General features: G+C 59.5%; 25 protein-coding genes. 18 read left to right on the top strand and 7 right to left on the bottom strand.

Annotated features, from left to right (window positions below):
• Positions 1 to 67 precede the first annotated feature (67 nt).
• Positions 68 to 439, bottom strand: coding sequence for a MarR family winged helix-turn-helix transcriptional regulator (locus tag J2Z31_RS04455; protein ID WP_234939244.1), 372 nt, complete (start codon positions 437 to 439; stop codon positions 68 to 70).
• 416 nt (positions 440 to 855) lie between these two features.
• On the opposite strand from J2Z31_RS04455, the gene J2Z31_RS04460 reads away from it, so the two are divergent.
• The 3 genes from J2Z31_RS04460 to J2Z31_RS04470 all read left to right on the top strand — a co-directional run bounded on the left by J2Z31_RS04460 (position 856) and on the right by J2Z31_RS04470 (position 4,499).
• Positions 856 to 1,671: a PRC-barrel domain-containing protein gene (locus J2Z31_RS04460; RefSeq protein WP_209600658.1), complete on the top strand. Its 816-nt coding sequence runs from the start codon at positions 856 to 858 to the stop codon at positions 1,669 to 1,671.
• A 175-nt stretch (positions 1,672 to 1,846) separates the two neighbouring features.
• Entirely contained in the window at positions 1,847 to 2,923 is a 1,077-nt protein-coding gene (locus J2Z31_RS04465; protein WP_234939245.1) for an AI-2E family transporter, read from the top strand.
• 688 nt (positions 2,924 to 3,611) lie between these two features.
• Positions 3,612 to 4,499: a CAP domain-containing protein gene (locus J2Z31_RS04470; protein ID WP_209600659.1), complete on the top strand. Its 888-nt coding sequence runs from the start codon at positions 3,612 to 3,614 to the stop codon at positions 4,497 to 4,499.
• A 70-nt stretch (positions 4,500 to 4,569) separates the two neighbouring features.
• On the opposite strand, the gene J2Z31_RS04475 is transcribed toward J2Z31_RS04470, so the two are convergent.
• Positions 4,570 to 5,268 carry a phosphatase PAP2 family protein gene (locus tag J2Z31_RS04475; RefSeq protein ID WP_234939246.1) on the bottom strand — a complete coding sequence of 233 codons (699 nt, stop codon included), beginning with the start codon at positions 5,266 to 5,268 and terminating at the stop codon, positions 4,570 to 4,572.
• Positions 5,269 to 6,453: 1,185 nt separating this feature from the next.
• Here J2Z31_RS04475 and J2Z31_RS04480 point away from each other — a divergent pair.
• Together J2Z31_RS04480 and J2Z31_RS29590 are read left to right on the top strand one after the other, a co-directional pair.
• Complete coding sequence (locus tag J2Z31_RS04480; protein WP_209600661.1) at positions 6,454 to 6,606, top strand: hypothetical protein; 153 nt, start codon at positions 6,454 to 6,456, stop codon at positions 6,604 to 6,606.
• Positions 6,607 to 6,615: 9 nt separating this feature from the next.
• A complete protein-coding gene (locus J2Z31_RS29590; RefSeq protein WP_268828415.1) occupies positions 6,616 to 6,738 on the top strand; it encodes a hypothetical protein in 123 nt (40 codons plus the stop codon).
• Positions 6,739 to 7,114: 376 nt separating this feature from the next.
• Here the strand turns inward: J2Z31_RS29590 and J2Z31_RS04485 are convergent, their stop codons facing one another.
• On the bottom strand, positions 7,115 to 7,792 hold the full coding sequence (locus J2Z31_RS04485; RefSeq protein ID WP_209600662.1) for a hypothetical protein: 678 nt from the start codon (positions 7,790 to 7,792) through the stop codon (positions 7,115 to 7,117).
• A 45-nt stretch (positions 7,793 to 7,837) separates the two neighbouring features.
• Between J2Z31_RS04485 and J2Z31_RS04490 the strand changes: the two genes are divergently transcribed.
• Complete coding sequence (locus J2Z31_RS04490) at positions 7,838 to 8,188, top strand: PRC-barrel domain-containing protein (protein ID WP_209600663.1); 351 nt, start codon at positions 7,838 to 7,840, stop codon at positions 8,186 to 8,188.
• A 921-nt stretch (positions 8,189 to 9,109) separates the two neighbouring features.
• Here J2Z31_RS04490 and J2Z31_RS04495 read toward each other — a convergent pair.
• From J2Z31_RS04495 to J2Z31_RS04510, 4 genes are read right to left on the bottom strand one after another with little or no spacing between them, the layout of a single operon-like run.
• Positions 9,110 to 9,793, bottom strand: a complete 684-nt coding sequence (locus J2Z31_RS04495; RefSeq protein WP_209600664.1) for a transporter substrate-binding domain-containing protein — start codon at positions 9,791 to 9,793, stop codon at positions 9,110 to 9,112.
• Between the two features lie 13 nt (positions 9,794 to 9,806).
• Positions 9,807 to 10,571, bottom strand: a complete 765-nt coding sequence (gene hpaI / locus J2Z31_RS04500) for a 4-hydroxy-2-oxoheptanedioate aldolase (RefSeq protein ID WP_209600665.1) — start codon at positions 10,569 to 10,571, stop codon at positions 9,807 to 9,809.
• Positions 10,572 to 10,579: 8 nt separating this feature from the next.
• Positions 10,580 to 11,362, bottom strand: coding sequence for a fumarylacetoacetate hydrolase family protein (locus J2Z31_RS04505; protein ID WP_209600666.1), 783 nt, complete (start codon positions 11,360 to 11,362; stop codon positions 10,580 to 10,582).
• Positions 11,363 to 11,386: 24 nt separating this feature from the next.
• Entirely contained in the window at positions 11,387 to 12,280 is an 894-nt protein-coding gene (locus J2Z31_RS04510; protein ID WP_209600667.1) for an intradiol ring-cleavage dioxygenase, read from the bottom strand.
• Between the two features lie 253 nt (positions 12,281 to 12,533).
• Between J2Z31_RS04510 and J2Z31_RS04515 the strand changes: the two genes are divergently transcribed.
• The 12 genes from J2Z31_RS04515 (at position 12,534) to J2Z31_RS04570 (ending at position 23,620) form a co-directional block, all read left to right on the top strand.
• Positions 12,534 to 13,271, top strand: a complete 738-nt coding sequence (locus J2Z31_RS04515; RefSeq protein WP_209600668.1) for a GntR family transcriptional regulator — start codon at positions 12,534 to 12,536, stop codon at positions 13,269 to 13,271.
• Positions 13,271 to 14,095, top strand: a complete 825-nt coding sequence (locus J2Z31_RS04520) for a sugar phosphate isomerase/epimerase family protein (protein ID WP_209600669.1) — start codon at positions 13,271 to 13,273, stop codon at positions 14,093 to 14,095. The genes J2Z31_RS04515 and J2Z31_RS04520 overlap by 1 nt, the downstream gene beginning before the upstream one ends.
• A gap of 46 nt (positions 14,096 to 14,141) precedes the next feature.
• Positions 14,142 to 14,810, top strand: coding sequence for an amino acid ABC transporter permease (locus tag J2Z31_RS04525; protein WP_209600670.1), 669 nt, complete (start codon positions 14,142 to 14,144; stop codon positions 14,808 to 14,810).
• Between the two features lie 9 nt (positions 14,811 to 14,819).
• A complete protein-coding gene (locus J2Z31_RS04530; RefSeq protein ID WP_209600671.1) occupies positions 14,820 to 15,470 on the top strand; it encodes an amino acid ABC transporter permease in 651 nt (216 codons plus the stop codon).
• A 41-nt stretch (positions 15,471 to 15,511) separates the two neighbouring features.
• Positions 15,512 to 16,336 carry a transporter substrate-binding domain-containing protein gene (locus tag J2Z31_RS04535; protein ID WP_209600672.1) on the top strand — a complete coding sequence of 275 codons (825 nt, stop codon included), beginning with the start codon at positions 15,512 to 15,514 and terminating at the stop codon, positions 16,334 to 16,336.
• Positions 16,337 to 16,445: 109 nt separating this feature from the next.
• Positions 16,446 to 17,219 carry an amino acid ABC transporter ATP-binding protein gene (locus tag J2Z31_RS04540; protein ID WP_328243177.1) on the top strand — a complete coding sequence of 258 codons (774 nt, stop codon included), beginning with the start codon at positions 16,446 to 16,448 and terminating at the stop codon, positions 17,217 to 17,219.
• Between the two features lie 18 nt (positions 17,220 to 17,237).
• Entirely contained in the window at positions 17,238 to 18,098 is an 861-nt protein-coding gene (locus J2Z31_RS04545) for a shikimate dehydrogenase (RefSeq protein ID WP_209600673.1), read from the top strand.
• A gap of 13 nt (positions 18,099 to 18,111) precedes the next feature.
• Positions 18,112 to 18,474 (top strand): 5-carboxymethyl-2-hydroxymuconate Delta-isomerase, encoded by a 363-nt coding sequence (locus J2Z31_RS04550; protein ID WP_209600674.1) that lies wholly within the window; start codon positions 18,112 to 18,114, stop codon positions 18,472 to 18,474.
• A gap of 33 nt (positions 18,475 to 18,507) precedes the next feature.
• Positions 18,508 to 18,957, top strand: coding sequence for a type II 3-dehydroquinate dehydratase (gene aroQ, locus J2Z31_RS04555; protein ID WP_209600675.1), 450 nt, complete (start codon positions 18,508 to 18,510; stop codon positions 18,955 to 18,957).
• A 281-nt stretch (positions 18,958 to 19,238) separates the two neighbouring features.
• Positions 19,239 to 20,276: a Gfo/Idh/MocA family protein gene (locus J2Z31_RS04560; RefSeq protein WP_209600676.1), complete on the top strand. Its 1,038-nt coding sequence runs from the start codon at positions 19,239 to 19,241 to the stop codon at positions 20,274 to 20,276.
• 624 nt (positions 20,277 to 20,900) lie between these two features.
• Positions 20,901 to 21,929, top strand: a complete 1,029-nt coding sequence (locus J2Z31_RS04565) for a substrate-binding domain-containing protein (RefSeq protein ID WP_209600677.1) — start codon at positions 20,901 to 20,903, stop codon at positions 21,927 to 21,929.
• Between the two features lie 164 nt (positions 21,930 to 22,093).
• Positions 22,094 to 23,620 (top strand): sugar ABC transporter ATP-binding protein, encoded by a 1,527-nt coding sequence (locus tag J2Z31_RS04570; RefSeq protein WP_209600678.1) that lies wholly within the window; start codon positions 22,094 to 22,096, stop codon positions 23,618 to 23,620.
• Positions 23,621 to 23,638: the final 18 nt, after the last annotated feature.

A 23,638-nucleotide genomic window follows, 5' to 3' on the forward strand; every position in this document is an offset into this window, starting at 1 on the left:
CTGCCTGCCAATTTTGGAATTACGCCGGCGGTGGCGGATGGCAGACACGTGCATAGGCCGTCCTGGCTTAGCCCATCTTAGCCAACGTTCGGAGGCGTGCGAGGGATTCAACCAGCAATGGCTCATTCTCAAGCATTGCGCCCAAGTGTCTCCTGGCAAGCGCGTCCAAGACCCTTTCCCCGTGATCAGTCAGACCGACGAAGACCGTGCGTTTGTCGGAAACAGAGGGGGTGCGCAATGCGAGTCCCGCCGCTTCCAGCCGGTCAACGAGTTGAACGGCGCCGTTACGCTGCATCAGCATCTCTTCGGAGAGTTCTCGGACCATGACACGGCTTTGCGGGGCCACTTTGATGACCAGCATTGCCTGGTACTGCTGCGAAGTTACTCCTGCCTCGGAGAGTGCAGCCTCGCTGAACGACAGGAAGCGGCGCATAGCCATTCTAACCCCAGCAAGGCCTTCAAATATCCCCTGATCAAGCACCTCTCCCTTGGTCGTGGCTCGGCTTTTGGTGCGAGATTTCGATCGTCCCCCTGACGGCATTCAACCCATTCCTTATTTAGGTCACGCCATGATATATATTATCAACTGGCCCGTGTGAGAAGGTTCGCGAGCGCGTTCTGGCCAGAAACTGCGGAGGGAAGAGTAGCGTGTGCCGACCGCCTCAAGGGCGCAGCCGAGTCGGCTCGCCTCGCCTCTCCATCGAAAAGAGGCAGTGTTTTGGCACTGTGAAACCCGCAGCTCAACAGAAACATTAAATCTTACTCATACTCGGAACATCCCCTTCCCACTGCGGTTCGGCCGGCATGGGTGGCCCGGGCGCCCCCTGCAACTAAGCAATCAGAAGGGAGAGTCACATGAAAGCGCTAGTCTATAGCGCCAGCCTTATGGCTGTGCTTATCGCGCCCGCGTTTGCGCAGGAGCAAACGCAACCAACTGAGCCACAGGCCCAAACCGAGCCGAGCAAGGTCGTCGTCTTGTCTGAGTGGCGGTATGACCCGCTTTACGCGACCGGCTGGAGCGTCGATCATGTCTTCGACGAGGCCACCGTCGTCGGCCGTAACGGCGAAGAGATCGGCGACGTCGAGAACATCGTCTTCAACAAACAAGGCGAAGTCGTTGCGCTGATAGCTGAGGTGGGCGGTTTATGGGACATCGGTGATACGCATGTCAGCGTCCCGTGGAACGAGGTGGAACTCTCGGAAGACGCGTCACGGATCACCGTGCCGGTCACGGAAGAAACCGCCGACAACTACGCCCTTGCCGTCGCTGATCCTGGGGTCATCAGGCAAGGCGAGGCGGGACAGGTCGCCACAGTCGAGGAAGATCTCGCGACAGGGCCGAACCTGTTCAAGGCCACGGACATAATGGGAGACACCGTCTATCTCGGCGAAACCGACCGCTACGGCTATGTGAACGACATCATTGTCAACGATGGCAAGCTCGCAGCCGTGGTTTCTGACACCAGGACGGGAGGTGGCCGCGGGTATTATGCCTATCCGTATACAGGACCGACGGCTTGGATGACGCATCCCGGGCGGTACAATCTGCCGTACAGGGCGGACGAGATCACCGTAATGCAGGTCTTTGATTACAACAAGATGCAGCGCAAAGCCGGCACAGACCAGGGCACAACATCAAGCACCCAGCCGGCTCCGAATACCGCCCAGTGAGCGGTCGGGCGGTCTCTACCGGAGTGTCCCCCGAGGGGCACTCCTTGGCCTGTCATGCGCCGCGGCAATGGCAAGAATGGACTGAAGTCCGAGCGGGCTGTGATCCGGTTGTCGCGGCGATCGCACGCTGGTTCCAGCTGAGGGATGCCGAGGTTGAAGCGAGAAGATTACCCAGATGCCAGCGTTCCCGAAACCTACGGACCCTTCCGCCCGACTCCTTTTGCTGGCAGCCGCACTAGTCGTCGCCGGACTTGCGCTCTGGCAATTGCGACATCTTCTGCTGCTCATTTTCGCTGCGATCCTGCTCGCGATCGTACTCAACTCGCTGTCACGGATGATCAGCGGCTCGATCGGGATCAACGGTCCACTCTCGCTGGCTATTGCGGTCGTGGCAATTCTTGCATGCATCACCGGCTTTACGCTTCTGCTTGGATCCCAGATCGCGGGTGAAATCAAGCAATTGGCGGAGCGCGCTCCCGAGCTCGCCGTATCCGTGGGAAACTGGCTGGGTCTGGAAGACCCTTGGGAGTGGCTCGAACAACAGGGTCGGAGGATTTTCCGTGACCTGTCTCTGCTGAGAGGCATCTCCGGTGTTTCAACCGTCGTTTACTCGGTGTTGATCGAGACGCTGATCGTGGTGGCTGGAGGAATATATCTGGCCGTCAGACCCAGGACCTATCACGACGGTTTTCTCGGGCTGCTGCCAAAGGCGTGGCGCCCGCGGGCTGCGATATCCATTTCGGAGGCCGCGGAAGCGTTACGGATCTGGCTGCTGGGCCAGTTCGTAGCGATGATAGCGGTTGGTGCTCTGACAACCCTTGGCCTCATGGCGTTGGGCATTCCGTCTGCCGTTGCGCTCGGGTTCCTGGCGGGGCTGCTTGAATTTGTCCCTTACGTGGGACCGGTTATCAGCTTCGCGCCGGCCGTGGCAGTCGGTCTGGCCGAGGGGCCGGCAAAAGCCGGTCTGGTCCTGGCGCTTTACTTCGCCATCCAGCAGGCAGAGGGGCTTCTGATTGCCCCTGCCATCCAGCGGAAGGCGGTCGATCTCGCGCCCGCTCTGGCCATTTTCGCAATCATCGCCTTCGGCGTCCTGCTTGGGCCGATGGGCGTTGTCCTTGCAGCACCGCTCACCGTTCTCTCGGTCGTGTTGGTGAGAACGCTGTGGCTACAAGAAGACGACGATTCACAGGCGGTCGAAGCGCCAGCGGGGCGACCAGGGCTTTCAAAAAGCGATCGACCGCTCGAAGGTTAATTGCACGGCAATCGGAGGCTCATCATGCCTATGGTCTTATTCAAAGGGCGGCGTGGCGCGCGGGCTTGGACCCCCAACTGGTGCCACTGCGTGGCAACGACAGCGGCACTAGCCGCATGTCAACTCCTCGTGGATAATGCCTCAGCGCAGCCCAGGAAAATACAAGAGAGACCCTCATGGCGGATCACCGACAGACCCCCGAAACCTGCGCCCTTGCCCTCCGAAATCCAGCCGCGTGAGGAAAGCTTCGTGCAGATCCATGGCCGGTGGGTCGAGAATGCTGCCCAATGTCCAGTGGCGGAGCCGACGTCGCCACCGAGTCCATTGCTCCTTACCGATACTCTGCTGCGGTGGGAGGGCCAGACCTGCAGTGTACGCGACGTCAAGAAAACTGAAGCCGGTGGGGAGCTGACGGCGATGTGTGTTTCGGAAGATGACCGGTCCGAGCGTGAGTTCCTTTTGCGCCGAGAAAGCCCAGAGCGGATGCGCATTCGGCTCAAGGGCTCGCCACGACAGGAGGTCCTCATACGATGTCCCCCGTAGCTGACCGTAGCTGCAAGAGGTGCTCTCAGAACAGCAGACAGGAGGCGAATCCGTGAAACTCTGGCTCTCCCATGCGTCGGCCCCGAATTCGGGATTAGGCTTGGCCGTCGCCGGAATTCTCTTCTTGTTGTCCTTCGGCCCGGCATTGGCCGCCGACACGGGGGAACTGACGGACCTGCGGGCTCAGGCGCTCTCCCTGGTCAACGACGCTCGCAAGCGGCATGGGCTGAATTCCCTGCAGGCGACCGAAACGCTTAATTCCGCTGCGCAGGCCCATGCGGAGGACATGCTCAAGCGCAACTATTATTCCCACACCTCTCCGGAAGGCGAGACTGTCAGCGATCGCTACCGTGACCGCGGTGGCAGCCGCTGGAAAAAGGTCGCAGAGAACATCGCTCGTTGCGCCGGCTGCCCGACGGTGCCTACAGCCGAGCGAGTTTCCGAGTTTCAGGAGGGATGGATGAATAGCCCCGGACATCGCCAGAACATCCTGGCTGCGGGGCTGGAAAGCTTCGGATTCGGCATCATCGGCGAGAACGGCAGGCAGTTTGCAGTGCAGACGTTTGCCGGCCCGGGTGTACCGCTGGCATTACGGCCCAATGAGAAGCCCGTTGAACTTTCGCCTTCAGAGCAAGTAAGCGCTGCCGCACACATTATAAATGCAGAACGTAAACGCGAAGGTCTCGCGCCCCTGGATACAAGCGAGCCACTCAATACGGTCGCGCAGCTCCTCCTGCCGGAAGACGGGTCCGGGGAGATGGTCATGAGGCGACCGGACGACCTGTTCGACCTCTTGCCAGCCGGTTCGGCGGCCGATTGGAGCACAATCGAGGTTATGGCAGGCGCATGCGGCGGCTGCGGCGTGCAGCCGACGAGGGCCGATATCCGCTACTTTATCGACCAATGGCTGAAAAGTCGGCGGAACCGGGGAACACTCCTCGGCTCTGGCGTAACCCATATTGGATTTTCGATGCTCTCTACCGGCGAGGGACGCAAGATTATGATCGCGGCTGCGGGAAATCGTTCGGAATGAAGCCTCATCCCGCCTTCGCAGGCGACGCATGGAACCGCTTCCGCAACGGGCCCATATTCCTTAGCTCGGCCTAGCCGGCCTCGTCTTCCACTTCACCTTTTCGCTGCAACCAAAGAGTTAGAGCCCAGCATAGAAGAGCCCAGCCGGCGCCAATGAACCAGCCCGCCAGGACATCCGTCGGCCAATGGACGCCGAGATAGACTCGACTGACCCCAACCAGCATTGAGATCGCCACCGCGCAGAACAGGATATAGGCCTTCAATCTCCAGTGTGGCCGTACTCGTGCGATCATCACCGCCAGCGTAAGGTAAACCACGGCAGCCATCATCGAGTGCCCGCTCGGGAAACTCGCTGAGGAGACGTAAGAATCGTGCGGCACAATGTCCGGCCGCGGTCTGTCGATCCCCATCTTCACCAGCGTGCTCAGCAGAGCGCCTCCGCCGACGGCGAACATCACGGCGAGCGCGGCCCTTGGCTTGTCCATTATCAGCAGATAACCCACTGCCGTGATGACGATGAGGGTCAATACCCCAATGCCGCCGAGCGCGGTGAAGTCGCGCATCATCTCCTCGAACCATCGGGGTCCGAGAGGATCCGTCGGATCCGCCTGACTGCGCATGGCGCGCAGCAGCAGCCGGTCGATCGCGCCGGTCTCCCCCTCGATGACTTCATCGGCGATCTCTAAAAAGGCCCACAAAGCACCCGCGATCAGCAGCAGGGCCAACACGACCGGCCATTCCTTGCGACCGAGCCATCTGTTCAGCCTCATTCTCAAGGGCGCCTCCTCAACTCGGATCATACCCAAACACCGGACTGAGTTGCCGGTTCCGAATGTCCGGTGCTCGCCGGATGGATTGCAACGCAATTGGCTTCCTAAGGGGAAAGGACGATAGTTCCTCTCCAGTGCGACCACGTGTCGGCATTGACAGCCGGATGGGCTCGCAGTGCACCCATAAGCTTCAGCGTGGCAAGAAATGGTGGACGTACGTTTGTCGACTGGTCGGGCCATTCCTGCACATATGTTGGCGGCGCAATCGCCAATGCCGTCGCGGATGCGAGCGCCATCCGCCATGGAGTTGCTCCGTTTGCCGATATGATACGGAACCGATAACGACGCATGGCGAACCCTCGCTCTACCGCTTCAGAACTTGTTGGGGCAGGACTCGTTCAGCATGCCACGCGCTTAGCTCTTCGATAGTACTGGGATGGCGACGGCCGCGGCCAATTCGGTCCATTTTTCACCCTTCACGTGTGGCGACCATCTCATCTTCATTTCTCGCTCCCACCACGGTGACCACCGCAATCTAACGGAGTGACACTAGCCGAACCCTGCACCTTTAAGTACACAGTTGCGCCTATCTAGTTCTTTTCTTTGATTTACTTGCCAGTGGGCCTTGTTGAGCAGAGTTGATCCTCATTTTTTATTTAAATTGTTTCCCTCATGCGGAACAGGAACCGAATATCCGGGTTGGGTGGCTCACAGCACCTATTTGCCAGACCGGTCCCTGAAGCGGTGATCGGCGTTTTGTGGAGGCCCGATGACACGAGCTCTGCCGCACGCGCGACGGCCTTAGGTAGGTACCGTGGGCGGTCCACTTCTTGATGATGATGAGGGAGCCGCGGCCGACGCCACGGTACGTCGCGCGAGCGCGGCTGACAGCTCCCAACCGAAACGACCAGAGAGAAGGAGCGCTCTTCCAAACGACAGGCCAACGGGAGCCGGACGGGCCATTTGTCTGAGCACGAGCTCACTGATCGACGCCCGGATTCCAAGAGTACGTAACCGTTCCAAAAACGCTTCGTCGGCAAAAATCGGCGAAGCGGAGCTCGCGACCAGACTGCCTCGCGAGCAATGCGGGCCTGGCCATGCCTGCACTACGGCGCCTGGGACTGTCCTGGCCAGGCGTCGCCCGCCAACCAGTGGGTGAAGCAACAAGACCGAAGGAGGACACGCATGAAAGCAATTATCCTCTCCCTCGCCATGGCCGCCTTCGCGCTACCCGCTTTCGCTCAGTCGAGCGATGCGCAGGCGCAGAGCGGAACCGTTCAAGCGAGTCCGGTAACGGCTGAAAACCTGAAAAAACAGCTGACTGACGCCGGCTTTTAACAGGTCCAGGTGCTGGATGCGACCTATCTGGTCGAGGCACAGACCAAGGAAGGCAATAAGGTGCTGATGCTGATCGATCCGCCGGAGACGACTGGCAGCACCACCCAGGGCACCACCGATACACAGCAGTAAGCCGGTGCCCCCAGAACCATGGACCGGCGGCGGTGCCGCCGTGTTCAACGTACAGTAGTGCGCCCCGCGCTGATAGCGGCCTTTTCCGGCCGCCGTTGCAGATCGAGTATTGCAGGGCGTGTTCAACGAGCGCACCGCGCGAGCAAGGCGGCTGCGCGTCAGTGAGGAGGAAACCATGCTAAAGAGTGGTAGAATAATACTTGCTGCGGGTCTTCTTTGCGGGACGGGCCTGGCTACGGCCTCTGCCCAGCAAGCCAATCAGGCTGCAGGCGATCGGCAAAACTGTCAGAGGCTGACCCGGTTGATTCAGGAGAACCAGGATCAGCTTCGCGACGAGTGGATCAATCAGGCGAACATCGCAGTGCGGCAGAACCAGCTACAGCGGTGCGCGCAATATTTCACTCAGGCCGAGGCTGCCTTGCGCGAACTCGACCAGGAGGAGGCCCGAGAACAGCGAGCCGGCACAGCGCGTCAGCAGCAAGATCAGGCGGATCAACAGGGCATCATGATCGAGCAGGCCGAACCACGGATCACGATCCAACAAGGCGCGCCCGAGATAACCTACGCGCAGCCGCAGCCGCAGGTGAACGTGCAGCAGGGCAGGCCGGAGATCCTCGTCAGGCAGGCCGAGCCGACCATTCGCGTGGAGATGCCGCAGCCGCGGATCACCATCCAGCAGCCCGAGCCGGAAATCGTCGTTCGGATGCCGGAGCCAAATGTATCGGTATCGATGCCCGAGCCGGATGTCGAAGTCTCTCGCAGCGAGCCTGAGGTGCAGATTCAGCAACCGGATGAAGAGCCGGTTATCCGACGGCGCGCAACTCCGCAGCAGCAGGCACGGGTGAATGTCCAGAGGCAGCAGCCGCAGGTGCGCTTCGAACCGGCTGAACCGAACGTGGAGTTCGAAATGACCGGCGAACCGCAAGTGCGCTTCGAGCGGACCGGCGAGCCGCAGGTGCGTTTCGAGGAGACGCAGCAAAGGCAAGCCGGGGCCGATCAGCAGCGGCGCGCAGAACAACAGGCGCGGGCTGAACAGGATGTCGGACGAGAACAAACCGCCAGTATAGACCGGCGATCTGTGCCCGAAGAGGCACGCCGTATGCTCCAGGGCGATGGCCGAGAGGAAGCTGAGGGTCGAACCTGGCGCATTCTCGTCTCGGAAATAGTCGGCCGCGACGTCGTGAACCGCCGCGGTGAAGAGCTCGGCACGGTGGACCGGGTGATCCGCTCGAATGATCGCCTCTATGTGGTTCTCGAACATGGCGGCTTCCTCGGCCTCGGTGAGGACGAGGTCGCGGTGCCGCTGGATCGCATCTCCTCCGTTCAGGGCGACGATCAGCTTCTCATGCGAGGGATGAGCGAGGAAGACATCGAGGCTATGCCGAATATCAGTTCGGAAACAGGCACCGAGCTTCGCGCCAACATGCGGGTCGAGATCTCCGAGTCTTGATCAGTTTGGGCTCACATGAACTGCCTGCGGTCCTCCTGGGCCGCGGGCGTTTTCTTTTATGAAGCGGGACCGTCGTGTGATGGGCGGCAAGAGCTGCCGAAATCACGACCATGCCGGGAAGTTCATTAAATCGATGATCCACCTCATCCATCGTCGGAACCTTACCCCTCAATCTGGGTTCAATTTTTAAACGGTAGCCTCCGCCTCGATGGAAAAAGCGGCGTGTTGGTTGGAGCCTAAAACGAAGGTGCCAGTCGATGAGGCACCGAAAATCAACAAAACCTCTATTGATGGCCCTGATTGGATTCGCGGTGGTGAATGCAACGCCGGGGTTCCCCCACGACATCCGTGGGAGCACGGCCGATTGCGGCGTGGCACCGGGTCGCGGCGACCGTGAGAGGTCATTTGCCGAGGAGCTCCATGAATGTGACGGTGTATTGGAGCCGCCCAAGGTCGGCGATACCGAGCTGGTCATGCCTGCGCCAAACATCGGCAAGACGCGGATGATTCGCCCAGGCGAGTTGCCGACGCAGCAAATTGGCCCAGATGCAAGGGAGCTTCCGCCCCCTCGAGGGGCGCCCTCACAGTCGTCAGCGGCTGGCAACTCTTAGTAAGCCGAACCGCCGGATACCCAGACGCGGTGGGCACAGGCGTATCAACAGGAATACCGGTCGAGGCATTGCACCGTATCTGTCTGCCAATCGCACCCAGTCGAGCCATTCGGTGCGGCATATTAGAACGAATCCTAACTGCCGCCTTGTTGCTCGCGTCGAAGCTCTTTCTGGCTGGACAAGCTGAGGCTCAACGAAACATGAACTTCCGAGTCGGAACGCTTGAGAGGGAAGAGAATTCCAATTGACTATTCGGGAGTTATCGCATCGCGTCCCCGACCCCGCTCCCTCGCGTGTCCCGCCAACTGCTTCAATTGCTCGGCTTGCCCGCACTGCAATGCTGTTTGATGAAGTCCGACAGGAAAGTTGAAGCGTGAACGCACCTTCGATGCACGGCGATCGCCTGAGGTACTTGCGAGAATGACCCGTCAACAACGCGGAAACCTGGATTCTCTTCGCAGAAACGTGACAGGGACTCGGTTAAGCCCGCAGCCGCATCGCACTGGGAGGATGCAAGCATGTCCAGGGCGGAGGCGGGATTTTCTGTATGGAGGACAACTGCATTTCTAACCTGTCGCTCAAGCTGCTTTGTATACGCAGCGGTTCTGGCGGCAGCAATGCGCACCCCTTCGACGTCGACATGCCCCACGCTGCAAAGCGGGCTACTGTCCGACACCAGAAAGCTGGCGGTCACCGTGGTATAGGGAGGCGAGAAGGAGAAGCTGTCAGCACGCGACGGATCGGAAGCAATGAACGCTACATCCCACTCGTTGCCGTTGGCAGCCGCAAGAATGTCAGCGGCCGATCCGTATCGAATTATCGACAAATCGCAGCCCAGTTCTGCCGCAAGTGCGATCGCAATCTGCGCGCTCGGTCCTGTTAGAACGCCTGTCACTGGATCGAGTTGGACAAGTGCGGCATTCGACATGTTGACCGCCGCTCTGATGACTCCCGTCGGTGCGATTTCGATGAGGAGTTCATTACGTTCCGGCATCGCGGTACGCTCCTTATGATGCAAATCGTGCCGCGAGTGCTTCCGATCCCCTTGCCAGAACAGCGACATCGACACCAACGGCAGTAAATAGTGTTCCCAGAGAAATGCACCGTGCCGCGAACTTCTCATCCGGTGTAAGGATGCCCGCAGGCTTGCCCAACGCTTTCAGCCGTTCAATCGCGTCGACAATGGCATCGACCACCTCCGGGTGGCTCGGTTGGCCCCTGTGTCCGAAACTCGCTGCCAGGTCTGCCGGTCCTATGAATACGCCATCCACTCCTTCTACCGAGGCAATCGACTCGAGGTTGCCAAGCGCTTCGCGAGTCTCAACTTGCAGCAACAGGCAAATTTCCCGTTCCGCATTTTGCGCATAGTTCGCAACCCGGCCGAAACGAGTGGCGCGCGTCAAGGCAGAAACACCACGAATTCCATCCGGAGGATATCGCACCGCCGCGACTGCGGCTTTCGCCTCTTCAGCGTTCTGCACGTAGGGAATGAGCAGTGTCTGAACGCCAATATCCAGAAAACGTTTGATGAGAACGGGGTCGTTGATCGCCGGGCGGACGACTGGGGAAACGTCGTATGGTGCGACCGCTTGCAATTGCGGCAGGACGGTCAGAACGTCGCCCGGGGAATGTTCCGTATCGAACAGGAGCCAATCGAAACCTGAAGGCGCGACGATTTCCGCAGCGTAGCTTCCCGGCAAGCCACACCACAGGCCGATCTGACTTTGACCAGCAAGAAGCTTCTGCTTGAAACGATTGACGGGATGTTCCATCTAGCACCTCACACGAACGACACGCCGATGGAGCCAACAGGGCCGTAGTCGGCCTGAATGACGTCACCCTGCGCGATATCGACAGGACGCGTGAAGGAGCCAGCCAGGACTATTTGTCCCTTCTTCAGGCCACCGCCCACAGCATGAAGTTTGTTGACCAGCCAGGCGATGCCGGCTGCCGGATGTCCCATGATCGCCGCCGACACGCCCGACTCCTCGATAATGCCGTTCTTGGAAAGAGTCGCTCCGACCCAACGGATATCAATGTCCATCGGACGAATTATACGGCCGCCAACGACGAGGGCGCCGAAAGCCGCGTTGTCCGCAATGGTATCGGTGATCGCTCGGGGGACCTCGGTCCGGTAGTCGATAATCTCGAGCGCCGGGACAACGAACTCGGTCGCGCGCATGACGTCATAGATCCTGGTGCCAGGCCCGACGAGATCCTCACCCATTACAAAGGCCAGTTCGACCTCGAGGCGCGGCTTGATAAACAACTCAGCCCTGATCTGCGCTCCGTCGTTGTAAAGCGCATCGTCGAGAATGCAGCCGTAGTCCGGCTCCGTCATCTTCGAAGCCATCTGCATTGCGCGCGACGTCAGGCCGATTTTGTGCCCGACGATCCGTGCGCCCTTGGCCACTCTCGACTCCGCCCACAAAGCCTGAATTCGGTAGGCGTCCTCGAGTTCGAGGTTCGGGTAGGTCTTGCTGGGCTGTATGATCGGCTTGCGCTCGATCTCAGCTTTGAGCAGCGCGTCTGCCGCGGCGCGGCGTTCTTCTTCGGTGATCATTTCGTTTGCTCTGCTGATGGTGTTTTATTTGATCGGGGGACGCGGCAAAACGGCTTCTCCGGGTTCCATGACATAGGTGTAGTCAAGCGAGAACCACGGACCAGGGATATCCGTTTCGGTCGGATGGGGCTCCTCATGGCGAATGAAGTCGCCGGTCAGCGCTGCCGTGACACCGAACTGAACATCGGAGTCGATGTTCGGGTCGCTGGGGTCGAAGACCTGGGAAATCAGCGTCTTGTATCCGTGCTTGAAGATCAGTGCGTGCAAGTGCGCGGGTCGGTAGGGATGGCGTCCCTGAGCTTTGAGCAGGCGTCCGACCACGCCATCGACCGGTATCGGATAACCGACCATCTTGACGGTCCTGAACCAGAACCGACCTTGCTCGTCGGTCATGAATTTGCCGCGCAAGTTCATCTCGGCCTGGTCCGGGTCCTGGTTTTCATAAAGACCGACGGGAGATGCATGCCACACATCCACTTCGGCGTCGGCAATTGGCTTACCGTCGCGGTCTACGACCTTGGCATGCACGAACAAGGGAGTGCCCGGCGTCTCGGATCGGATGATCGACCCGCCATTTTCGACTCGTGGAGAGTTGAGGCGCCAGAATGGGCCCAACAGCGACTGGGAGGTCTCGGTCTGTCCTCTGTCGCCATTGTTCAGCAGGCAGACAAGTGAGGACACGCCAAGGGAACCGGCCATCAGCACAAACTCGTTGTGGTGATCAGTATGCAGCTTCCCGATCTCGTTCAGCACGGCTGTCGTCTCCCGAAACTCGACCTCCGTCAGTCGAACCTCGCGCACGAAGGCATGAAGATGCTTGACCATCGCGACGAGGATTTCTCGCAGGCGGGGGTCTTCAGTACGATTCATGACCGCGAGGACGGCTGGCGTCAGATCGCTTTCAGTTTTGATCACCATGTGGGCTACCTCCCAATTTCCCGACTATCCAAATAATCGATTATTTGTCAAGGCCGCCGTGCATTATCGCGGCGCCGCTAAGCCAAAAGAAACAGCGTCTTTGCATGTAAATAGTTGATTTAATTCGCGTTTACGTTCCGAAGAGGAAGCTGAGGCTTGACATTCTGCAGATTTCACGTGTGCTCAAGTTGACACGAATAATCGTTTATTGTATCGATCATCGACAATCAGTTGGGGAGCCTTGGGAGGAACAATGGTACCGGATCACGACGGCGCATTTGCTCCGACGACAGAAGATGCACCATCGTCTTCTGGCTTTCTTGACGACGGCAAGAACACAATTGGGAGCCAGCTCGCATCCCGCCTTCGTGAGGCGATCATCTCCGGCGAGCTTCAGGCCGGCAGCAAGATCAATCTCGACAAGGCGCGCAAGACGTTCAACGTAAGCCTCAGCCCGCTGCGGGAAGGGTTGGCGCGGCTGATATCGGACGGTCTAGTGGAGTTCGAGGACAATCGCGGCTACCGCGTTTCATCAATTTCCTTGGCCAATCTGGAAGAGATCACCACGCTCCGCGAAGAGTTTGAAGTCTTTGCGCTTCGCGAGTCCATGCGGCTCGGCGATGTGGAGTGGGAGGGTAACGTGATGCGCGCGCTGCATCGCCTTAACCGCACCGAGCGCGACGCGGCTCGGCCGGAGACACTGGAGCGCTGGGAAGAGCTCCACCGCGAATTTCATCTGACACTCATATCTGGCTGCGGGAAGCCGATCCTGCTCCATTTCTGCAGATTGCTTCTTAATCTCAACGACCGTTATCGCCGGGCGTTTCTGACCCGCACATCGGGTGACCGCAACGTCAGCCAGGAGCACAGTGAGATTGCTCAGGGAGCCGTCGCGCGGGATCTGGACTATGCGTGCGACATGTTGCGTCAGCATATTCACCGCACAGGAACCAATCTGCGCAAACACCTCGCGACAAAGGGGATCTTGTGATGACCGTCGCGACACCGCCGAGACCGGGGCTTGAGCTGGGCGTGGCGCATTTTTCATCCATCGCGCTGCCGCCCAAGGAATTCGCCGTGATGGCTGCTCGGGCGGGTTTTGCGTCGATAGGTCTGCGTCTGCACCCCGCCTTTCCCGGGGCCCCTTTCTACGAGTTGCCGGTGGGCAGCCACAGTGCCCAGGAGTTCCAGACAGTTGCCGATGGCGAAGGCATCAGGGTGTTCGATATCGAGTTCTTCGTGATCGACGAGAGCTTCGTTGCGGCCTCCCATGAGGCGACCGTGGCAGCCGCTGCGAACATAGGGGCGCGCCGGCTGAGTGTTTGCGGCGATGATCGGGACGGCGGCCGTCTTGCCACAAACCTTTCCGAGTTTTGCGCCCTCGCGGCGCGATATGGCATGTCAATCGACGTCGAAAACATGGGCTGGCGGACGGTAAGGACTTTTCGCGACAGCGTAGCGGTCGTGAATTCCTGCGGAGCAGAGAATGCCGGTGTCCTCGTTGACGGGATTCACTTCTTCCGAAACGGAGCCTCTCTCGACGAGCTTCGCGCAAGTGCAGGGAAGGTAAAACACGTCCAGCTTTGCGACGTCCGCGGGCCTGCTCCCAAAACATCGGACGAAATGATCGCCGAGGCGAGAAGCGGCAGGCTCGCTCCCGGGGAAGGCGAATTGCCACTGAAGGATCTCCGGGCGGCAACCGATTACGGTACTGCTATCTCCGTTGAAGTGCCACTCGTCGGGTCGGTGGACCCGGAGGCACATCTAAAGCATCTGCATGACAGCGCACTGGGAATTTTGAAACCGGATCAGTGATCCGGCGCCGACGCGGCGTGGGCCCGTCGGAGGGAGGAAGTCTTACATGACTTATACGTTTGATTTCGGTGCGGTCCTCGACCGCGCCCCGGAATTGCTATGGGGTTCGCTTGGAACGCTTGGCCTTGCGTTGGCTGGGATGCTCCTCGCACTCGTCATCGGAATCCTGGGCGTTGTTGCAAGGACTTCCAAGAGCGAGATCACGCGCACTCTTGTTATCGTCTTCGTTGAGGTCGTGCGTAATACGCCATTCCTGGTGCAGATCTTCTTCATATATTTTGCCCTTCCTCTCATGGGCATCCGCCTCAATCCGACCGTCACGGCGATCATTGCCCTCGGCATCAATGGTGGGGCGTACGCAATCGAGATCATCCGAGGCGGGGTCGAAAGCGTGTCGCGCGGCCAGATCGAGGCAGGTTTCGCACTTGGTCTGCACAAGGCGGACGTCTTCCGGCTCATCGTGCTCAAGCCGGCGCTGCGGGCCATTTATCCCTCGCTCACAAGCCAGTTCATCCTGCTGACACTGACAACGTCTGTCTGCACGTCAATCGCCGCCTACGAACTGACCTCGGCCGCTCAGCGCATCGAGTCTGACACATTCCGCAGCTTCGAGGTCTATTTCACGGTGACTGCCATCTACCTGGTTATCTCGACGCTGATGATGGGCCTCTTTGCCCTCGTTTCTCGCCACTACTTCAACTACCCGACGCGTTAGGAGGCAGCCATGGGTCCCATCGGCGAAAATGAATTCTTCTTTTTAATGCAGGGCTTGAAGTGGACCGTGCTGCTCGCGGTCGTGGGCTTCATCGGTGGGGGGATATTCGGCATCCTGATCGCGCTGCTGCGCACCTCGAAGATGAAAGTCGCCCGGAGGATCACCGCAGGCTATATCGGCGTCTTCCAGGGCACGCCCCTTCTGATGCAGCTCTTCGTTGTCTATTACGGCGTTGCGCTGTTGGGCATCGAGGTTAACGCGTGGATCGCGGTCGCAATCGCCTTCACGCTCCATGCCAGTGCTTTCCTAGGCGAAATCTGGCGCGGTTCCATCGAGGCTGTGCCGAAGGGCCAGACGGAGGCCGCCAACGCCCTCGGTCTGCATTATGTCTCGCGGATGAAAGACGTCATCCTGCCGCAGGCCCTGAAAATCTCGATGCCGGCCACGATCGGCTTCCTTGTCCAGCTCATCAAGGGCACGTCGCTGGCAGCAATCGTCGGCTTCATTGAACTCACTCGCGCCGGCCAGATCATTTCAAACCAGACCTATCGTCCGCTGCTCGTCTTCGGGATCGTCGGCGCAATCTACTTCATCATTTGCTGGCCGCTCTCCCATGCCGGAAGTGGCCTCGAAAAACGGATGGCGAAAGCTGCCCGCTAACCGCTTCGCTCGAAGCAAAACTCTTGAGGAGGAGAACAAGCATGCGTAACAATCGTAGGAATTTTCTCGGACTTGCACTCGCAACCGTTGCCTTCGCAACCGTTGGCGCTGCCACCGCCACAGCGGCAAGTGTGGAGGAAATCAAGGCAAAAGGCACGCTTGTGGTCGGCATCCAGGGCGACAATGCGCCATGGGGGTTCGTCAACACAAGCGGCGTGCAGGACGGCTTCGACGCTGACGTCGCTAACCTTTTCGCCAAGGAATTGGGCGTGAAGGTTGAATTCCAGCCGCTCGCCGTTGCCAACCGAATTCCGGCGCTTACGACCGGCAAAGTCGACATCCTGTTCGCAACGATGGCGATGACGGAAGAACGCGCAAAATCAATTCAATACAGCAAGCCCTACGCCGCCAACACGATTTCGCTTTATGCCGCGAAGGCCGACACGGTTACGAAGCCTGAAGACGTTGCGGGATGGGAGATCGGCGTTCCAAAGTCCAGTTCGCAGGATAAGGCAGTAACCGATACCGTCGGATCCACCGCAACGGTTCGCCGCTTTGATGACGACGCTGCAACCATCCAGGCTCTGATCTCCGGACAGGTAAAGGCGATTGGCGGCAACCAGTTCTATGGTCAGCGTCTGGATGCGGCGAGTGCCGGCACCTACGAGCGCAAGATTGACTTTCTGACGACCTATAACGGCGTCGGGACCCGTCTCGGCGAGAAGGACTGGAACGAAGCCGTCAACGCCTTCATCGACAAGATCAAGGCCAATGGTGAGCTTGCCGCCATCACGAAGAAGTGGATGGCGATCGATCTGCCGCAGTTCCCGGAATCCATTCCGAACATCCCGTTCACCGTCAATTAGCGCGCGTGTCGATCTGACTGGTTCAGATCGGCGCTCTAACGCTTTCTTTCTGACGCATGATCTTATCGATCCTCGTTTCACTCCGGTCGGATCATGCTCTAAAGCCCAAATGGAGAGTTCCGTGCTCAATTCCGCAAACGATCGATCGACGCTGATTTCCCTTGAGGACGTGCAGAAGTGGTACGGCGCTTTCCATGCCTTGAAGTCCATCAGTCTTTCGGTCCGCAAAGGCGAAAAGATCGTCCTCTGCGGACCGTCGGGCTCTGGAAAATCAACATTAATCCGCTGCATCAATGCCCTCGAAACGATCGAGGAAGGCAAGATCGTCGTCGAGGGTCAGGTGCTGGACGGAAGCACCAGATCCATCGATGCGATACGTCGCGAAGTGGGAATGGTCTTCCAGAGCTTCAATCTCTTCCCGCACATGACCGTACTTCAGAACTGTACGCTCGCCCCGATGCGTGTTCGAGGCACAAGCCACACTGACGCAGAGCGACTGGCTCGAAAATATCTCGAGCGCGTTCGAATCCTTGACCAGGCCGAAAAGTATCCTGCGCAGCTATCCGGCGGGCAACAACAACGCGTTGCCATCGCTCGCGCGCTCTGCATGGAGCCGAAGGTCATGCTCTTCGACGAACCGACCTCTGCTCTCGATCCTGAAATGGTGAAGGAAGTGCTCGACACCATGATCGGGCTCGCCCGTGACGGCATGACGATGATCTGTGTCACGCACGAAATGGGCTTTGCCCGTCAGGTCGCTGATCGCGTCATCTTCATGGCGTCCGGAGAAATCGTCGAAGAGGCCGAACCGGAGGTCTTCTTCAAAGCTCCCAGGCACGAACGCACGAAAACCTTCCTCGGCGAAATCCTTGCCCACCACTGACGTTCGAAGGCGATGCCAATGCAGGACAAGAAATTCCTCGTGGGACTGATCGGGGCCGACATTCAAATGTCAAAGTCCCCGGCTCTCCACGAAACGGAGGCTCGACACCAGGGCCTTGATTACCGTTACGAGCTTCTCGACTTCGCCGAGCTAGGCCTTCCCGCCTCCGCGCTGCCGGACCTCCTGGACGAGGAAGAGCGGCGCGGCTTTGCCGGGAGCAACATTACCCATCCGTGCAAGCAGACGGTGATCGCCCACCTCGATCGCCTTTCCGAGGATGCAGAGATGCTCGGTGCGGTCAACACCGTGGTCTTTCGCAACGGCGAGAGGATCGGCCATAACACTGATTGGTACGGCTTCTACGAGAATTTCCAGCGCGGTCTTCCGGACGTCGCGAAGTCGCATGCCGTCCTGCTTGGCGCCGGCGGCGCCGGTGTCGCCGTGGCGCATGCCGCAATCAAGCTCGGTATTGATAGATTATCGATCTTTGACCAGGATTCGAAACGGGCAGACACCTTGGCTGGGCAGTTGAACGATCGGTTCTCAAGGGGTTGTGCGCGTGCCACGACGGATGTCGGCAGCGTGCTGCGCTCCGCGGACGGCCTTATCCACGCGACGCCGACGGGTATGAAGAGCCATCCTGGTTTGCCGATCGACCCGGAATGGCTTCTGCCACGGCATTGGGTCGCCGACATTGTCTATATGCCGCTCGTCACAGAGCTCCTTGCTCTCGCCGAAAGAAAAGGCTGCCGAACCCTTCGTGGCGGCGGCATGACCGTCTACCAGGCAGCAGCGGCTTTCGAATTGTTCACCGGGATAGCACCCGACGCAGAGCGCATGTCCCGTCACTTTATGGACCTGTGCAGCCTGTCGGCTTGATGGGGAGATCCCAATGCCGCATATCATCATCGATTATAGCCGGGGCGCCGGCGAGCATGTAGCAATGGACCGGCTGACGCTGACCGTGCATCGCTGCGTTCGCGATGGCGGCCTTGTGAAACCTTCCGCCGTGCGCACGCTTGCGCGAGAGGCGACATACTCCTGCGTGGGCGATGAGCATGCCGATAATCATTTCATCCAAATCATCGTGCGGATGGCACCGGGTCGTACCGCAGAGACCAAGCAGCAGCTTCTCACTGCCGTTCTCGACGCCGCGCGGGCGATCGCCGCGCCTGCTCTCGAAGCGGGAAGGCTCGGCTTGCGCGCAGATCTCTACGAGTCGGACCCCGATTTTGCTGTTCAAGCAATCGTCTGACCAGAACAGTTTGCTCAAGAAGGAAATTATACTATGAGCCTGATCTACGTTCTCAATGGACCAAACCTCAATCTGCTTGGCAAACGCCAGCCGCATATCTACGGGCATGAAACCCTTGCAGACGTAGAGGCGGACTGCCGCAAACTGGCTGCCGAACTCGGCCATGAAATCCGCTTTCATCAGAGCAATCGGGAATACGAGATCATTGATTGGATTCATGAGGCGCGCGAGGACGGTGCGGGCATCGTCATCAATCCGGCAGCCTTCACCCATACCTCACTCGCCATCCTCGACGCTCTGAACACATTTGAAGGGCCTGTGATCGAGATCCACATCTCCAATGTGCACAAGCGCGAAAGCTTCCGACACCATTCGTTCGTTTCGCACCGCGCGGACGGCGTGATTTGCGGTCTTGGAACAGAAGGATACCAGCTTGGCATCCGGCGCGTGGCGACAATGATCAAGGCGGCGAGCAAGGGCTGAGGTGACCATGACCGAACGGGTTAACCCACATTTCTCACACTCCTTGTGCCCTGCGCCGGTTCAAAATGGCGACAGGGTAGGAGAATGGCGCGGCCCGATGTGGTTTATCGGGCAAGTCATTCGACGCATACTGCCGCCATTTTCAACCGGCCCGCAGGGTTGGATTGTGCCGGCTGCCTCCGGGCGAAAGCCGCTCAACCGTAGGGCAAGCTACGCTTTTCGCAGCTTTCGCCCGTATCCACCTCGCCACAATCCAACGCAGGGCGCAAGGAGTGTGAGAAATGCGGGTTAAGCTGGCCGTACTTGGGGCAGGCCTCATCGGTAAGCGCCATATCCAGCACGTCCTGGCCGAGCCCTCGGCGCAACTCAGTGCCGTGGTCGATCCCACGCCGGTTGGTGAGACCATTGCCAAGGAAGCCAGCGTGAAGTGGTTTACAAGCTTCGCGGACATGATCGCCGCAGACCGGCCTGACGGGATCATCGTGGCTACGCCCAACCAGGCTCACGTCCAGAACGGGTTGGAGGCCGTTGAAGCCGGCATTCCCGCACTCATCGAAAAGCCTATCGCCGACGATATTATGTCCGGGGAAAAGCTGATCGCAGCGGCTGAGGCAAAAGGTGTTCCTCTTTTGACCGGCCATCACCGCCGACACAATCCGATGATGCAGAAGGCAAAGGAAATCATCGAAAGCGGGAAGCTCGGCCGCGTTCTTGTTGTCAATGCGATGTTCTGGCTGTTCAAGCCCGACGACTACTTCGACATCTCGTGGCGTCGTGAGCGCGGCGCAGGGCCGGTTTTCCTCAATCTCATCCACGATGTCGATAATCTGCGCTACCTTTTCGGCGATGTGGCTGCGGTTCAGGCACGCGAGTCCAACGCGGTGCGCGGCAACGCAGTTGAGGAAACGGCTGTAATCCTCATCGAGTTCAAGAATGGAGTTTTGGGAACTGCGACAGTCTCCGACGCGGTGGTCGCACCATGGAGTTGGGAGATGACAACCGGAGAGAATCCGGCTTACCCCAAAACCGAGCAATCCTGTTACATGATCGGAGGAACGCACGGGTCGCTGGCTGTTCCCTCGCTCGAGGTCTGGCGCAATCCTGGTAAACGGAGTTGGTGGGAACCATTTGACCAAACGCGCATCGAGGTCGAAGACGAGGACCCGCTCGCCCTGCAGATCAGGCAATTCTGCAAGGTGATCCGCGGAGACGAACCGCCGCTTGTCAGCGGGCGTGAGGGGCTCGAAGCCTTGAGGGTAGTCGATGCGGTAAAACGCGCGGCGGCAACGGGAGAACGTATCGAGTTGAACGACGCCTGACTAATGTGACCGCCTGCTCGCCCTTCGCGTCTCCCTGCATCGATGCGATGAAAATGCCGGCTCAACACCGACGTTGGGCGCGCTTCTGGCGGAGGAAACCGTCGCCGCCGCTCTGTCTTCGCCGCCACCGAAACGCGTCTGCTTCGGCAACGACGCACGCTTCATCGAATTCCCGGGTGACTGCTTGAAGCCGATTTAAGGCAGAAATCGCCGTCCGCCTGGACTTTGTGTCATTCGGTGCTTGGAGCCGGATGTCCGCAACGGGTCGAGTTTGGCCCTACCAGCCGCCAATCTGAACGTCTTGAACGTCCGCGCTGCCGACATACGCGGAGGATTGGTCAAAATCGGCGGTTATGCCGAATAGCCGTCACCGGGCTGACTATCGATTACGAGTACACCGCCTGATCACTTCAGATGTCGCCTTCGGCACCGTCGGTTTAGCCGTTCGAAGCCTGCGGAAGTGAATTATAATTCACGGCATGAATTTTATTGACAGGCGCCGCACTTTTGCGTTTAGTTGCCCTTACCGGACTTCGAGGAGGAAATCCGGTCTTCACTGCGACCATCGGCGTCGGTTCGACGCCCTCGGGCTTTTTGGAGGGGCTTCGGCCTCGAGGAGGACACTTGCGCACATTTTTCAGCACGACCGCGATGGCGGTCCTTGCAGCAACGCTTTTTGCCGGTTCCGCGGCCGCCGAGACGGAGAACCCGTTCCGCTGCAAGCCGGGCGAAAAATACGTCATGAACGTCATGGTCTCGGGCGTGGAATACTGGTTTCCGGTCTATGAAATGTTCAAGCAGGCCGGCCAGCAGTTCGGCTGTGAGACGGAATACACCGGCACGCCGGAATATGACGTGAACAAGCAGATCGCCACCTTCGACCAGGCACTGGCGCAGAACCCGGCCGGCATTCTGGTCCATCCGATGAACTCCGACCCGTTCATCGAGCCGATCAATCGCGCTATCGATCAGGGCACCGCGGTCGTGACGTTCGCCGCGGACTCGCCCCTTTCCAAACGCGTGTCCTTCATCACCTCGGACAATACCCGCGAGGGCATCTACGCGGCCGACGCGATCGCCGAGAAGATGGGCGGCAAGGGCGAGTATGCGGTTCTGGAAAACCCGGGTCAGGACAATCACGACAAGCGCATCGCCGCCTTCATCGGTCGTATGGAAGAGAAGTGGCCGGACATGAAGCTCGTCGGCCGTGCTGCATCCAACCAGGATCCGACCAAGGCCTATCAGGGCCTCAACAGCATCATCCAGGCTCATCCGAACCTTGGCGCCGTCTTCATGCCGGAAGCCAACTCCGCGATTGGCGCCGCCCAGGCCAACAAGGAAAGCGGCGGCAAGGTCCTCGTCATGTGCGCGGACGTCAACGCCAACATCCTCGACATGATCAAGGCCGGCGAGGTCTTCGGCTCGATCAATCCGAACCAGGGCATGCAGGGCTATATGGGCTTCATGCTCTTGTGGCTCGCCAAGCACCCGGAACTGATTGACCCGATGAACGACGCCAAGCGCTCCGGCTTCAATCCGATGAGCATTCCCGTGGTCGACAACGGCCTCTCCATTGTGACGGCCGAGAATGCCGACGACTTCTATTGGGACAAGTACCTGAAGCGCCGCGGCACAAAAGGCATCGAGGAGTAGGCTCGCGATCGCGCCATCCGCGCTTTCCGGCGCGGATGGTCTTACAGCGCCGCGCGTCTTATCAGACGCGCAAAGGTCGCTGTAGCACTTTGAATTGCTGCATGTCTTTGTCCTTAAATCGAGGTCGATTTAAGGAGACATGCAGTAGGGAGAGGGAGGAGACGATGGCAGAGCCGGCGCTCACCATTACTGGCGTGACGAAGCATTTCGGAGCGGTGAAGGCGCTGACGGACGTCGACTTCACGCTTGAACGCGGCGAGGTCCATGCGCTCTGCGGCGAGAACGGCGCCGGAAAATCGACGCTGATGAACATCATCGCCGGCGTGTTGCAGCCGAACGAGGGCGAAATCCGGGTGGACGGCAAGGTCGTGCAAATCTCTTCGCCTGCCGTCGCCCAATCGCTCGGCATCGGCCTCGTGCATCAGGAAGTCGCGCTCTGCCCGGACGTGACGGTGGCCGAAAACATGTTCATGGCGGCGACCAACCGCCGCCGCGCCCCCCTCATGAACTATCGCGCGCTCGAACGGAGGGCGCAGGCGGTCATGAGCCGGCTTGCGGCGATCGATGTCCGCCGCAAGGTCGCGGACCTGCCGATCTCCAGCCAGCAGCTTGTCGAGATCGCCAAGGCTCTGACGCTCGACTGTCGCGTGCTGATCCTCGATGAGCCGACCGCGGCACTGACCGAAACCGAGGCGCAGCAGCTTTTTTCGATCATCCGCGACCTCAGGGCGAACGGCATGTCGATCATCTATATCAGCCACCGCATGGCGGAGATATTCAGTCTCTGTGACCGGGTGACCGTGTTCCGCGACGGCCGATATGTCTGCACCGACCACATCGCCGACCTCACGCCGGACGATGTGGTACGCCGCATGGTCGGGCGCGAGATCACGCAGCTCTACCCGGAAAAGCTCGGGCCCGATGAGGCGTCCGGCGAGCCGATCCTCGAGGTGGACGACATCGCTGACGGCGAGCGTTTCCATGGGGTCAGCTTCACGCTGAAAAAGGGCGAGATCCTCGGCATCGGCGGTCTGATCGGATCCGGCCGCACGGAACTCGCCGAGGGTATCTGCGGGCTGCGGTCGTGCACGGCGGGCAGGGTCCGTCTGCATGGCAAGGCGGAGAAGATCAGCTCGTACTCCGACGCGGTCAAGCGCGGCATTGTCTATCTGTCGGAAGACCGCAAGGGCTCCGGCGTCTTTCTGGAAATGTCGATCGCGCAAAACATTTCCGTGCTGGATCTGAAGTCGTTGACCAATTCCGCCGGGCTCATGGACGGCCGCGCAGAGGCCGCGCTTGCCGAGGATTTCGCCCGACGGCTTGCGATCAGAATGGGCGGCATCGAGGCACCCGTGAAATCCCTCTCGGGCGGCAACCAGCAGAAGGTGGCGATCGCCAAGCAGCTCGCGGTGAAGCCGAAGGTCATCCTGATGGACGAGCCGACACGCGGCATCGACGTCGGCGCGAAGACGGAGATTCACCGGCTGCTGCGCGAGCTTGCACGCTCAGGCATCGGCATCATCGTCATTTCTTCGGAAATGCCGGAACTGCTCGGGCTTTCGGACCGCGTGCTCGTCGTCCGCGAGGGACGCATCGCCGGTGAGCTCGGCTCCGAAGAGATGACGGAGGAGGCTGTGATCCGCCTCGCCTCGGGGGTGGGAACGGCAAAGGCGGCGAACCATGCCGCGTGACGAGAGACTGGGAGAGAC

Source organism: Sinorhizobium kostiense (genome assembly GCF_017874595.1).
GTDB lineage: Bacteria > Pseudomonadota > Alphaproteobacteria > Rhizobiales > Rhizobiaceae > Sinorhizobium > Sinorhizobium kostiense.